The following is a 12,767-nucleotide window of genomic DNA, read 5'->3' as shown; positions in this document are numbered from 1 at the left end:
TAGTAGGACGCAGGTCACGCCCTAGCGAAAATGCGACGGCAGCGGGGTGTCACCCGAAGTGCGCTAGGCGCTATATCCGCAGGTCAGAGGCTTTGACGGAATCCTGATGCATTTCCATGGTGTGCCTTCGGCGTTAAATTGCCCACTTCGGCTTCCTAAGCCGGACAGTAGTCGCACCTCGATGTGAGTGCGAGTCGCATCCTAGTCCGGATATAACCTGTTGTGCGGAATCCGCCTTGTCGCTCGGACCGTCCATAACGTTACGGTGTGCGGCATGACTGTCGATCTCTCCGCCTTCCCGCGCGTCCCGCTCGGCCATTGGCCGACCCCGCTGGACGACTGTCCCCGGCTGGGTGCCGCGCTCGGCGGAATCCGTGTCCTGGTCAAGCGCGACGACGTCAGCGGACTGGGCGTCGGCGGCAACAAGCTGCGCAAACTGGAGCCGCTGCTGGGCGCGGCGCTCGCCGACGGGGCCGACACCGTGATCACCTTCGGCGCGGTGCAGACCAACCACGGCAGGCAGACCGCCGCCGCCTGCGCCCGACTCGGCCTGCGGTGTGAGCTGATCCTCACCCGCGAAGTCGCTCGAACGAGTGACGCTTACCTGCGCTCCGGAAACCTGGCCCTCGACCACCTCTATGGCGCGACCGTCCACTTGTGCGACGACGACCGGCAAGCCGACGAGGCTTACCGGCGCGCGGTAGACCAAGCCGCCGCCGAGGGCCGGAAGGCCGTGACGTTGCCGGTCGGCGGTTCCAACGCCCTGGGCGTCCTGGGCTACGTCGCCGCCACCGTCGAGATGTTCACCCAAATGGACGGTCTGGGAATCGCCGCCGACCGGATCGTGGTCCCGGTCGGCAGCGCGGGCACCGCGGCGGGCGTCGCTCTCGGCGTCGCGCTCCTGGACCGGCCCACCCGGGTGGACGGGGCCTGCGTGTCGCACACCGCGGCCGAGTCGCTGGCCGACATCGGCCGCCTCGCCGCCGAGTCCGCCGCGCTGCTGGGCCGCGCCGCGCCCGCGCTCACCCACGTGCGCACCGACGACCGCGCTGTCGGCCCCGGCTACGGCGTGCCCACCGCGGCGCTCTGGGACGCGGTGCGCCTGTTCGCCCGCACCGAGGGGATCACCCTCGACCCCGTCTACACCGGCAAGGCCGCCGCCTGCCTGGTCGACATGGCCAAGACCGGCGAGATCGCCCCGGGCGAGACGGTCGTGTTCCTGCACACCGGCGGCCTGCCTGGCCTGTTCGCCTACGCCCCGGACTTCCCCGCCGAGGCCGAGCGCTGATCAGCCGGGGACACTCGACACGCCCGCGCCTCGTGTCTAGTCCGGCGGGCTGGTTTCCGGATTCCCCCGCCAGGCTGAGCGTCGGTCAGCCCGCCAGGGAAAGCTGCAACGCCCGCCCCGCGATCCGCTTCAACGCCTCGTCGTCCGGCCGGGACGAGCCGTCCAGCCACACCGCCTGGACCAGCTTGACGCTGTTGCCCTCGCGCCCGCTGGCATACGCCGCCGACTCGAACGTCGGCTTCCGGTCGCCGGGCCAGGGCACCCCCTCGGCGGCCTGGTCGGTGATCCCGCCGCTGCCGGGCTTGTCGGCGATCGCGCGCAGTTCGGTCGCCAACGAGCTTCCGGTGAACCGCAGCACCGCCACCAGCACCGCGGCCTGGCGCCCGTTGTCGGCGACCTGGAACCGGGCCCGGATCAGCCGCGCGCAGCCGTTCTTCTCCAGCCACGCGCGCACGTCGCCGTACGCGTGCGTGGCGCAGTCCGGGTGCTCGGCGGCGCCCTTGGGGGTGAACGCGGTTCCCTCGATCGGGATCTCGGCGGTCTGGGTGCTCGACGGCCCCGGTGACTGCGCGGGCGGATCGCCAGCGGAGTTGACCGCCACCACGATGCCGGTGATCAGCAGCACGGCCACCAGCGCCGCCGCGGCGATCGGCAGCCACTTGAGCTTGCCCGAAGCCTTCCTCGGCACGGGCGGGACGTGCGAGCCGCCGGTGATCCGGGGGATGACGGTCGTGCTCTCGGCAGCCGCGGCGGGGGAGAACCCGTCCGGGAAGCCCTCGGCGAGCAGTTCGGTCTCGTCCACCACCAGCCCGGGGTGCAGCGCGGCCAAGATCCGCCGCAGCTCGCCGACCGGGCAGGCGCGGCCGTGGGTGGCCAGCTCGCGCGCGGCGGTCAGCAGGGTCATCGGCTCCGGGTGCAGGATGCGGATGCCGCGCACCAGGTCGGCGCTGGGCTGCGAGACCTGCGACACGTAGGGGCCCACCGCCACCACCGTGCCGACCGGCAGCGGCTCGACCCGCTCGGCCGCCAGCCGCTCGGACACCGCGGCGGTGGCGGCCAAAGCGTCCACCGCGGGGTTCACCGGCCCGCCGGTGCTCACCAGCGGCCAGCCGTCGGTCTTCCACTGCCCGGACAGCGGAGCCTCCAGGCGCATCGCCGGGTCCGGCAGGTCCACGCAGACGACGATGAGAATCCCGCGCGGCAGCACGAGGACCGCGTCGAGCGCGCGCGGACAGCCCGGCGGCCGGACCCCGAGCAGGGCGACGCCGCCCACCACGGTTTCCCCGCGTCCCCAGGAGACCAGCGCGGCCCGCAGATCCATGCCCACCGCAGCGGTCGTGTCATCGACCCGGACCACCCGCACCACGCACCTCCACCCGACTCACGGCCGGACCTCGAAGGACCCGGCCGTCGGGCACCACGCTATCGGCATGGATCTCCACTGGCCCCGCTGACCTCACGGCGTGTCCGAAGATCGAATTCGTGACCAAAATGAGGGTCCCCCGTTAGAGGGGTGCCACCTTGTGGTGCCATCGCCCGTCGATGCTGGTGGCGCGCGGGACACGCCGGTTGGTCTGTGTGAAATGCCTGGGGCACACGTTGTTTTCGTGGTTCGTGTGGCCAAAGTGTCCGGTAGCAGGGCAGAATGAGCGCGGGAATACCATGTGTGACCAGACACCCGTTGATCGCGATGGACGTAGGGGAAGACGATCCTCGTCGAGCAGCGGAGGTCAGCAGTGAGCACCCGTGGAAACACCCAAGGCGTGGTGTACGTCCACTCGTCGCCGTCTGCGGTATGTCCGCACGTCGAGTGGGCGATTTCGGGCACCCTCGGGGTGCGTGCCGAGCTACGCTGGACCGCGCAGCCCGCGGCCCCGGGTCAGTTGCGCGCCGAGTGCGCGTGGACTGGCGACGCGGGCACGGGCGGCAAACTCGCGGGCGCGCTCCGAGCGTGGCCGATGATCCGCTTCGAGGTCACCGAAGAACCCAGCCCCGGCATGGACGGCGAAAGATTCTGCTACGCCCCCACCCTCGGCCTCTGGCACGCCCGCACCAGCGCCAACGGCGACATAGTCGTGGGCGAAGACCAACTACGGTCAGTGGCCACCTCAGCACGCGGCGGCGAGTCCTTCGCCTTCAAAATCGACGAACTCCTCGGCGCCTCCTGGGACGAGGCCCTGGAGCCCTACCGCCGAGCAGGCGACGGCGCCCCCGTCACCTGGCTCCACCGCGTCGGCTGACCCTTTTCCTCCGCAGGTCCCGAAGGCACCCCTTCGGGACCCCCACCGCCATGGCCAGTCCCGCCGCCACCCCCTCGAATACCAAGATCGCGAGTTATCCACAGGCAAGATCGTTCTCGCCCCGATTGTCGGCCTGGCCCGATAGACTGGAGCGGGGTCAGCCCCCAGGGTGGGTGGGGCTTTGTTGTGGGGGCTGTGGGGCGGCGAAACAGCGAACTTGCCCTCCTGCCAGGCCGCACGAACCCTGCCAAGCGCTCGATGGAGCGGACTGAGCAGCGAACCCGCTCTCCACGAAGCCGCACCCGAGCCTGCCAGGTGCTCGATGGGGTGGAGTGGTTTCTTTGGGGGTGAAGGAAGATCCCTAAACTGGCCGTGGTCGTGGGGCCGAAGGCTCCCCACCCGTCTTTCCCACGACGGGATCTTCCTTCGTAGGGGCCCCAAAGAAACCACTCCACCCCATCGAGCAAACCCACCAACCCAGCAACCCAGCTCCCCCCATCGAGCAAGCCACCCCAGCGAGCCCCACAGAGTCCATAGCACCAGCTATGACACCCTGACCCAGTGCAACCAGGATCAGCACACCGCTGGCTACTCCCAGCCGTCCTGCTAGCCGTGATCATCACCGCGGCAGCCGGAATGCTCGCCCGCGACCTCTACGCCGTCCCGGACAGCCCCCCGCCAGCCCCGATCCTCCCCAGCGAGAGCGCCCTCCCCGCGAGCGCCCAGCCCGGCCCCCGCGATGTCCGCGCCACCCAGGACGCCACCCAGCACCCGCTGTACGAGACCGTTCGCCAGCTCCTGCAGACCTATTTCGACGCCATCAACGGCAAGAACTACGCGCGCTGGAAGACGACTGTCACCGATGATCGGGTCAAGGACATGCCGGAAGCCACGTGGCGGGCCGCGTACCGGTCTACCCAGGACGGCAGCATTGTCGTCTATCGGATAGAGACCGGTCCGGAGAACAGCGCCCGCGTCTTGCTGCGTTTTGTCAGCAAACAGGACGTCGCCGATGCTCCGCTTGAACTACCGGTCGACTGCATTCGGTGGAATGTGGTCTTCCCGTTGGCCTACACCCGCGGCGAATGGCGGCTCGACGCTGGTCCGACCGCGGCGTCCCCGCAGCACGACCGCTGCTGAGCCTAGAGTGGGATGTTCCCGTGCGATCCCCGGCCCGCGGGTGCCGCGGCGAGGGCTTCGGCGAGTTTCTGCCGGGTCTGGCGGGGGTCGATGACCTCGTCCACCACGCCGATGGCCATGGCCCGGTCCACGCCGCCCGCGATGCGCTCGTGTTCGGCGGTCAGGCGGGCGTGCAGGGCCTCGCGCTCCTCCTCGGGGGCCGCGGCGAGCTTCTTGCGGTGCAGGATTCCGACCGCCGCCTTCGCGCCCATGACCGCGACCTCCGCCTCGGGCCAGGCGAACACCGCCGTGGCCCCGAGCGAGCGCGAGTTCATCGCGATGTATGCGCCGCCGTAGGACTTGCGGGTCACCAGCGTCACCCGGGGCACCACCGCCTCGGCGAACGCGTGCAGCAGCTTCGCCCCGCGCCGCACCACGCCCTCCCACTCCTGGCCGACACCGGGCAGGTAGCCGGGCACGTCCACGACCACCAGCAGCGGCACGCCGAAGCTGTCGCACATCCGGACGAATCTGGCCGCCTTCTCCGCCGACAGCGAGTCCAGGCAGCCGCCCTTGCGCAGCGGGTTGTTCGCGATGACCCCGACCGTGCGGCCGCCGAGCCTGCCCAGGCCCACGACGATGTTGGGGGCCCACTTGGCTTGGAGTTCCTCGAAGTGCGAGACGCCGTTCTCGTCGGCGTCGAGGATCTGGCGCAGCACCGGCTTGACGTCGTAGGCCCGGTTCGGCTGCGCGGGCAGCAGGTCGCGGATGGCCCGCTCCTCGCGCACCGCGTGCAGGTCGAACAGGCCGGGCTTGGCGAACAGGCTGGTGATCCGCCGCGCCCGCACGTAGGCGTCGGGCTCGTCGTTGGCGAGCACGTGCACCACACCGGACTTGCGCCCGTGCGCCTCCGCGCCGCCGAGGCCCTCCTGGTCGATCTGCTCGCCGGTCACGCTGCGCACCACGTCCGGCCCGGTCACGAACACCCGGCCGTCCGGGGACATGATCACCACGTCGGTCAGCGCGGGCCCGTAGGCCGCGCCGCCCGCCGCCGGGCCGACGACCACGCTGATCTGCGGGACCCGCCCGGAGGCGCGGATCATCGCGGCGAACACGTTGCCGACCGCGTCCAGCGACTCGACGCCCTCGGCCAGCCGCGCGCCGCCGCAGTGCCACACGCCGATCACCGGGCACCGCTCGCGCAGCGCGGTGTCGATGGCCTCGACGATGTGCCTGCACCCCTCCACGCCCATGGCGCCGCCCATCTTCGTGGCGTCGGTGCAGTAGGCGATCACCTTGACCCCGTCGATCCGGCCGCGCACGGCGTACACGCCGCTGGAGTCGGCGGGACGCAGCGGCGCCAGCGAGTTCGCGTCGAGCAACTGGGCTAGCCGGACTTCCGGCTCACGCGGGTCGAGTTCGCGTTTGCCGTCGTTCGGACGGGTGGCCAGGGCGGTCATCGAGTGCTCCTCCGGGTTTACGGCACGGCCGACTTGTGGTCAGGCCGAGGTGAAGACCAGGGCGACGTTGTGGCCGCCGAAGCCGAACGAGTCATTGACGGCTGCGGCCAACTCGATCTTGCGTGGCTCACCGGTCACCACGTCGAGACCGACTCGCGGGTCGACGTTCTCCAGGTTTCGGGTGGCCGGGATGACGCCGTAGTAGATCGACAGCAGCGTCACGATGCTCTCGACGGCGCCAGCGCCGCCGACCAGGTGGCCCATCGAGGCCTTGGGCGCGGTCAGCACCACGTGGTCGCCGAGCGCCTTGCGGATCGCCGCCGCCTCGCCGATGTCGCCGACGACGGTGGAGGTGGCGTGCGCGTTGACGTGGCCGATGTCGGCCGCGGTCAGGCCAGCGGTGCGGACCGCGTTCTCGATGGCCCGGATCTGGCCGACGCCCTCGGGGTGGTTCCCGGTGATGTGGTGGGCGTCGGAGGTGATGCCGTATCCGGCGAGCCTGCCGTAGATCCGCGCGCCGCGCGCCGCGGCGTGGTCGGCGCGTTCGAGCACGAGAGCGCCAGCGCCTTCGCCGAGGACGAAGCCGTCGCGGTCGGCGTCGAAGGGCCGCGACGCGCGCTCCGGCTCGTCGTTGCGGGTGCTCAGGGTCCGCGACTGGCAGAAACCGGCCACGGTGATCGGGTGGATGCACGCCTCGGCGCCACCGGCGACGACGACGTCGGCGCGGCCGTTCTGGATCATCTGCCAGGCGTTCGCCAGACCTTCGGCTCCCGAGGCGCAGGCCGACGCCGGGGAGTGCACCCCGGCCCGCGCCCGCAGTTCGATGCCGACGTGCGCGGCCGGGCCGTTGGGCATCAGCATCGGCACCGTCAGCGGCGAGACCTTGCGCAGCCCCTGCTGTTCCAGGATGTCGTCCTGGTCGAGCAGGGTCACCGGGCCGCCGATTCCGGTGCCGATGCTGACCCCGAGCCGTTCCGGGTCCACCGACTCGTGCTCGTCGGTGGGCAGGTCGAACCCGGCGTCCGCCCAGGCCTCCCGTGCGGCGATCAGCGCGATCTGCTCACACCGGTCGAGCCTGCGGGCCTGCACCCTGGGCAGGACCTCGGTCGGCTCGACAGCCAGCGTGGCGGCGAGGCGCGCGGGCAGGTCGAAGCGCTCGACCCACTCCTTGTCGTTGCGCCGGATGCCGTTGTGACCGGCGAGCAGGGCATCCCAGGTGGACGAGACGTCACCGCCGAGCGGCGTGGTGGCGCCCAGCCCGGTGATGACGACATCGACGTTGCTCATGGGGTTTCCTTCGCGAGCGGGTGAATGGATGGCTGGCCGGGGAGAGGGGCGAACGCGGTGGGTCAGACGTTCTTCGAGATGTAGCCGACGGCGTCGCCGACCGTCTTGAGGTTCGCCAGCTCGTCGTCGGGGATCTTCACGCCGAACTTGTCCTCGGCCTGCACCGCGATCTCGACCATCGACAGCGAGTCGATGTCGAGGTCGTCCACGAAGGACTTCTCGGTCGTCACGTCGTCGGTTGCGACACCGGCGACCTCTTCGACGATCTCGGCGAGTCCCTCAAGGATCTCGGCGTCGCTGGGCTTCTCCGACATGCCAGATGTCCTTCCTAGTCCAACCGGCCGGTACCGCACCCGCCGGGTCTTGCTCCCCTGGGGCTAGCTCAGGGGCAGATCACGACCTGTCCCGCGTAGGACAGGCCCGCACCGAACCCCACCAGCACCGCGACGTCGCCGGGCTTGATCCGGCCAGCCGCGCGCATGTGGTCCATCGCCATCGGAATCGAGGCCGACGAGGTGTTGCCGGAGTGCACGATGTCGTCGGCGACCACCATGTCCTCGCGCGCCCCGTTGGCCCGAAGCTTTTTCGCGATCGACTCGACGATACGCAGGTTCGCCTGGTGCGGAATGAGCACGTCCACATCGGACGGGGTGATTCCCGCCGCCGCGAGCGCACGCAGCGCGATCGGCGCGATCTGCGTGGTGGCCCACCGGAACACCGACTGGCCCTCCTGGTAGATCCACTTGTCGTCGCGCATGTAGATCATGTCGACCAGGTCGCCCGCGCTGCCCCAGACCACCGGCCCGATGCCCGGGGTCTCCGCCGGGCCGACGACCGCGGCGCCAGCGCCGTCGGCGAAGATGATCGCGTTGGCCCGGTCGTCCTGGTCGACCCAGTCGGTCAGCTTCTCCGCGCCGATCACCAGCGCCCGCCCGGCCGAGCCGGACCGCACCAGGTCGGACGCGGTGCCCAGGGCGTAGCAGAACCCGGCGCACGCGGCGTTGAGGTCGAACGCGCCAGCCGCCTTGACCCCGATGCGGTCGGCGACCTGGGCCGCGCCGTTGGGGATCGGGGTGGGCATGGTGCAGTTCGCCAGGATGACGGTGTCCACATCGGACGGCGTCAGGCCCGCGTCGGCCAGTGCCTTGGAGCCCGCGATGACCGCCATGTCGACCAGCCGCTGGTCCTTGGCCGCGTACCGGCGCTCGACGATGCCGACCCGCTCGCGGATCCACTCGTCGGTGGTGTCGATCCGCTGGGACAGCTCGTCGTTGGTGACGACGCGCTCCGGCTGGAACGAGCCGACTCCGAGAATGCGGCTCGCCTTCGCCCCGTGGGCCAGCTGCAGCGTGGTCATTCGGCGCTCCCGATCAGTGCGACCACCGTGTCCAGGTCCGCGGGGGTCTTCAGGGCCACGGTGGGGGTGCCCTTCAGTTCGCGCTTGGCCAGCCCGACAAGAGCCCCCGCCGGGGGGAACTCGACCACCGCTTCGACACCCCGCTCGGCCATCGCGGCCATGCAGCGGTCCCAGCGCACCGGGTTGGTGACCTGCTCGACGAGCCGGTCGAGCACCTCGGCGCCGGAGTCGACCACCGCGCCGTCGGCGTTGGACAGCAGGGTTCGGACGGGGTCCGCCGGAGCGGCCAAGGTGGCGGCGTGGGCGCGCAGGGCGTCCTGGGCCGGGGCCATGTAGCGGGTGTGGAACGCGCCCGCGACCTTGAGGGCGATCGCCTTGGCCCCGGCGGGCGGCTCGGCGGCCAGCTTCTCCAGCGCCGAGCGCGAGCCAGCGGCGACGATCTGGCCCGCGCCGTTGCGGTTCGCGGCGACCAGGCCCAGTTCGTCCAGCCGGGCGAGGATGTCCTCTTCCGTGCCGCGGACGATGGCGGCCATGCCGGTCGGCTCAAGCTCGCAGGCGGCGGCCATCTCCCGGCCGCGCACCGCGGCGAGCGCCAGCGCGTCCTCCGCCGTCAGCACGCCCGCCAGCGCGGCGGCGGCGAACTCACCGATCGAGTGACCCGCGACGATGGCGTCGGCGGGGATCTCGACCCGGCGGGCCAGTTCCTCGAAGGCGAGCAGGGTGGCCGCGACGATCAGCGGCTGGGTGATCGCGGTGTCCTTGATCTCGTCGGCGTCGGCCGTGGTGCCCAGCCGGGCCAGGTCGAGCCCGGCCACCTCGGAGAAGCCCGCCAAGCGCTCGTCCGCGCCGGGGAGTTCGAGCCAGGGCGCGAGCATTCCGGGGGCCTGGGAACCCTGGCCAGGGGCGAGGAGTGCGATCACAGCGTCAACTGAACACGGTTTTGGTCATTCGCGCGCATGTGGCCGCTCACCAAGTAGTAGCCCGCCGTTTGTAGGATACCTCCAAAAGTTACCGGCGAATGAACGGCGCGGGCGGCATTTCGTTGTGCGTTGTGGCGCGCGCTACCGACCGGTTGCCTGGGGTTACCAGAGCCCGCGGGACCGGGAGAGCCGTCCGACGGCGAGCGCGATCCGCAGCACCAGGGCGTCGCGGGGGTCGCTCGGGTTCCGCCCGGTCAGCTCGGTGACCTTGCGCAACCGGTACCGCACGGTGTTCGGGTGGACGAAGAGTTGCCGCGCGCAGGTCTCCAAAACCCCGCCCGCGCCCAGGTACGCCTCAACGGTTTCCTGCAACGCCCCGCCGGACTCCTCCAACGGCCGCGCGACCCGGTCGATGAGCTGCCACTCGGCTTCCGGGTCGCCCGCGAGCGCCCGCTCGGGCAGCAGGTCGGCCGACCGCACCGGCCGCGGCGCCTCCGGCCAGGCCACGACGGCGCGCAGCCCGGAGAGCGCGTCAGCGGAACTGCGGTGCGCCTCGGCGATGCTCGGCATCGTCGGCCCGGCCACCACGGCTCCCGCGCCGAACGCCTCGGCCATCTTCGCCATCGCCTCGTGCTCCATGGCGTCCTCGGTGGGCCCGGCGAGCACCACCACCAGCCGCGACCCCTGCACGCCCAGCAGTACTGGCCGCCCCAGCCGCGCGGCCCGGCTGCGCACTTCGTAGAGCACGGTCGGCGGGTCGTCCGAGGGCGGGTTGCCCACCAGCACGGTCGCCTGCGCCGCCGGGTCCCACCCGAGCGCCGCGGCCCGCGACAGCAGCGACTCCTCAGCGTCCCCGCGCACGATCCCGTCGACGACCAGCGCCTCCAGCCGCGCGTCCCACGCCCCCCGCGCCTCGGCCGCCGACGCGTACGACATCGCCGACGCGAACGCCACTTCCCGCCCGTACCGCAACACGGCCTCGGACAACACCGCCCGCTCCGCCTCGTCGGCGGCCAGGTCGGGCACCATCCGCTCGAACACCTGCAACGACACCCGCACCATCTCCACGGTCTGCCGCAAACTGATCCACCGCGACAGATCCCGAGGCGCCCCCCGAAACGTGTCGGTGGTCATCCGCAACGCCTCCCGGGGGTCCCGCAACCAGGCCGTGAACCCAGCCACCCCGTTCTGCGCCACCAGCAAGACGGAGGCTCGCTGATCAGCGGGCATCCGCCCAAACCAGGCGAACTGCTCGTCCATAGCCGCCACCGCCGCGGCCGCCAACTTCCCCGAAGCCCGCCCCACAGCATCCAACGTCCCCAAGGACAAGCCACCCGACCCCGACGACGACCCACTCATCCCCCCACAATCCCACGCCACCCCCACCCCCTAGGACCCCCAACCCACCCTCAGAGCGAGGTCGATGTTGGGGCGGGACTTCACCACGGGGCCCTAACCAGCAGGGACTTCACCACGGGGCCCTAACCGGCTTTGGTGGGCGGGGCTTGATCGGGTGGACTGGCTTGATGTGGGTCCCCTCGGGCGACCGTCGTGGGAAAAGCTGGGTGGGGAGGCTTCGCCCCCACGACCACGGCAAGTTTACGGTCGCCCTTCCCCACATCAAGCCAGTCCACCCGATCAAGCACACAGGTGGGCGACCGTTTCAAGAGAACCCCCACCACAGGCATCCCACCGCTCCGGCCCCGACCCCGGGCACGGCTGGTTCGGAAGAGAACACACCGCAGGCACCTGACCGACGCGGAGGGGCCACGGCTAGTTCAGAAGAGAACTTCGCAGCCATCCCACCGATGCGGAGGGAGTTCGGCTGGTTCGAAAGAGAGCACCGCAGCCGCCCCACCGATGCGGAGGGAGTTCGGCTGGTTCGGAAGAGAACACCCCAACCACCCCACCACTACGGACCGGGGGCACGGCTGGTTCGAGAGAGAACGCACCGTGGGGGTCTGGGGGGTCGCCCCCCAGAGGCAAAGCCGCCCGATTCACCTGCGAGCGCTTTCCGCGAGCAGGTAAGGGCGAATCGGGCGGGCCGCCCGGCATGTTCGGTGCGCTCGATGCCGGGCGGCCCATCTCCCCGGTCCCCACCGGTGATTCCACTATGGATCGTGGGGGGCTGGGATGCCAGGCGAGATGGGGTTGTTCCCCCTTTCGTGGCATGGGTGGGGAAATGGGGGTGGAACAAAGGGGTGGGGTGGTGGGTTGGGGGACGCAGTGGGAGCGTGCGGCGGGGCGTGGGTTTCGTCGTTGTTGGGCGTTTGGGCGCCCTGGGGGTGGAGGAGGACGCGGGGTGCGGGTGTTGCTGGAGAACTCGGTCACGTTGTTCGGGCAGCGGGTCGCGTATGCGGAGTTGTTTGGGCAGGTTTTCGCGTTGGCTGTGGTGTTTTTGGCGCAGCGGCGGACGTTGTGGACGTGGCCGGTTCAGTTGGTGTCCGTTGTGTTGCTGTTTGTCGTTTATCTCTCCGCGCATCTTGGGGGGTTGGCGGTTCGGCAGCTCGTGGTTGGCGTGATCGCGGTGTATGGGTGGTGGGCTTGGGCTCGGCGGCGCGACCCGGTGTTCGGGGTGGCGGTGCGGCGGGGGACGCCGGGGGAGTTGGTGGCCGTGGCGGTGGCGTTCGTGGTGGGGACGGTGGGGTTCGCGTTGGCGTTGGACGCGCTGGAGGCGTCGTGGGCGCCGTGGCCGGACGCGGCGATCTTCGTGGGGACCGTGCTGGCGTTCGGGTTGCAGGCGTGGGGGCTGGTCGAGTTCTGGCTGGTGTGGCTGGTGGTCGACGCGATCGGGGTGCCGTTGCAGTTGCGGTCGGGGTTGTGGTTCAGCGCGCTGGTCTACACCGTGTTCGCCGGGTTGGTCGTCTACGGCTGGGTGAGTTGGTTCCGCTCGGCGCGACGGCAGCGTGCCGGGGTTTCCTCGGCCGGATAAGGCGACGGCGGGGGGGGGGGGGGGGGGGGGGGGGGGGGGGGGGGGCGGTGGGGGGGGGGGGGGGGGGGGGGGGGGGGGGGGGAGGAGTGGGGGGGGGGGGGGGGGGGGGGGGGGGGGGGGGGGAGGGGGGGAGGAAGGGGGGGGGGGGGGGGAGGGGCCCTTCT

The 12,767-nt window shown here is 71.0% G+C and carries 11 protein-coding genes; 4 read left to right on the top strand and 7 right to left on the bottom strand.

What is annotated here, in order from left to right:
- Positions 1-274 precede the first annotated feature (274 nt).
- Positions 275-1,288: a 1-aminocyclopropane-1-carboxylate deaminase/D-cysteine desulfhydrase gene (locus tag ACZ6SD_RS28950; protein ID WP_465320181.1), complete on the top strand. Its 1,014-nt coding sequence runs from the start codon at positions 275-277 to the stop codon at positions 1,286-1,288.
- A gap of 85 nt (positions 1,289-1,373) precedes the next feature.
- On the opposite strand, the gene ACZ6SD_RS28945 is transcribed toward ACZ6SD_RS28950, so the two are convergent.
- A complete protein-coding gene (locus ACZ6SD_RS28945; protein WP_465320180.1) occupies positions 1,374-2,651 on the bottom strand; it encodes a hypothetical protein in 1,278 nt (425 codons plus the stop codon).
- Between the two features lie 373 nt (positions 2,652-3,024).
- Between ACZ6SD_RS28945 and ACZ6SD_RS28940 the strand changes: the two genes are divergently transcribed.
- Positions 3,025-3,528 (top strand): DUF3145 domain-containing protein, encoded by a 504-nt coding sequence (locus tag ACZ6SD_RS28940; protein ID WP_465320179.1) that lies wholly within the window; start codon positions 3,025-3,027, stop codon positions 3,526-3,528.
- 561 nt (positions 3,529-4,089) lie between these two features.
- Positions 4,090-4,668, top strand: coding sequence for a hypothetical protein (locus tag ACZ6SD_RS28935; RefSeq protein ID WP_465320178.1), 579 nt, complete (start codon positions 4,090-4,092; stop codon positions 4,666-4,668).
- Between the two features lie 2 nt (positions 4,669-4,670).
- Here the strand turns inward: ACZ6SD_RS28935 and ACZ6SD_RS28930 are convergent, their stop codons facing one another.
- The 6 genes from ACZ6SD_RS28930 to ACZ6SD_RS28905 all read right to left on the bottom strand — a co-directional run bounded on the left by ACZ6SD_RS28930 (position 4,671) and on the right by ACZ6SD_RS28905 (position 11,030).
- Positions 4,671-6,107, bottom strand: a complete 1,437-nt coding sequence (locus ACZ6SD_RS28930) for an acyl-CoA carboxylase subunit beta (protein ID WP_465320177.1) — start codon at positions 6,105-6,107, stop codon at positions 4,671-4,673.
- Positions 6,108-6,146: 39 nt separating this feature from the next.
- Positions 6,147-7,394 carry a beta-ketoacyl-[acyl-carrier-protein] synthase family protein gene (locus ACZ6SD_RS28925; protein ID WP_465320176.1) on the bottom strand — a complete coding sequence of 416 codons (1,248 nt, stop codon included), beginning with the start codon at positions 7,392-7,394 and terminating at the stop codon, positions 6,147-6,149.
- Between the two features lie 62 nt (positions 7,395-7,456).
- Complete coding sequence (locus ACZ6SD_RS28920) at positions 7,457-7,708, bottom strand: acyl carrier protein (RefSeq protein WP_465320175.1); 252 nt, start codon at positions 7,706-7,708, stop codon at positions 7,457-7,459.
- A 68-nt stretch (positions 7,709-7,776) separates the two neighbouring features.
- Entirely contained in the window at positions 7,777-8,751 is a 975-nt protein-coding gene (locus tag ACZ6SD_RS28915; protein ID WP_465320174.1) for a beta-ketoacyl-ACP synthase III, read from the bottom strand.
- Positions 8,748-9,671 carry an ACP S-malonyltransferase gene (locus tag ACZ6SD_RS28910; protein ID WP_465320173.1) on the bottom strand — a complete coding sequence of 308 codons (924 nt, stop codon included), beginning with the start codon at positions 9,669-9,671 and terminating at the stop codon, positions 8,748-8,750. Before ACZ6SD_RS28910 ends, ACZ6SD_RS28915 begins: the two co-directional genes overlap by 4 nt.
- Positions 9,672-9,833: 162 nt before the next feature.
- Positions 9,834-11,030 (bottom strand): PucR family transcriptional regulator, encoded by a 1,197-nt coding sequence (locus ACZ6SD_RS28905; protein WP_465320172.1) that lies wholly within the window; start codon positions 11,028-11,030, stop codon positions 9,834-9,836.
- Positions 11,031-11,973: 943 nt separating this feature from the next.
- Between ACZ6SD_RS28905 and ACZ6SD_RS28900 the strand changes: the two genes are divergently transcribed.
- A complete protein-coding gene (locus tag ACZ6SD_RS28900) occupies positions 11,974-12,603 on the top strand; it encodes a nicotinamide mononucleotide transporter family protein (RefSeq protein ID WP_465320171.1) in 630 nt (209 codons plus the stop codon).
- Positions 12,604-12,767: the final 164 nt, after the last annotated feature.

This window comes from Actinokineospora sp. NPDC051303 (assembly GCF_055586285.1).
The sequence above is the reverse complement of the archived record's forward strand: the minus strand, read 5'-3'. Positions and strand labels throughout refer to the sequence as shown.

Excerpts from the sequence above, each read along its gene's own strand:
- ACZ6SD_RS28950 (WP_465320181.1), top strand. The coding sequence starts at position 275 with ATGACTGTCGATCTCTCCGCCTTCCCGCGCGTCCCGCTCGGCCATTGG.
- ACZ6SD_RS28930 (WP_465320177.1), bottom strand. The coding sequence starts at position 6,107 with ATGACCGCCCTGGCCACCCGTCCGAACGACGGCAAACGCGAACTCGAC.
- ACZ6SD_RS28925 (WP_465320176.1), bottom strand. The coding sequence starts at position 7,394 with ATGAGCAACGTCGATGTCGTCATCACCGGGCTGGGCGCCACCACGCCG.
- ACZ6SD_RS28920 (WP_465320175.1), bottom strand. The coding sequence starts at position 7,708 with ATGTCGGAGAAGCCCAGCGACGCCGAGATCCTTGAGGGACTCGCCGAG.
- ACZ6SD_RS28915 (WP_465320174.1), bottom strand. The coding sequence starts at position 8,751 with ATGACCACGCTGCAGCTGGCCCACGGGGCGAAGGCGAGCCGCATTCTC.
- ACZ6SD_RS28905 (WP_465320172.1), bottom strand. The coding sequence starts at position 11,030 with ATGAGTGGGTCGTCGTCGGGGTCGGGTGGCTTGTCCTTGGGGACGTTG.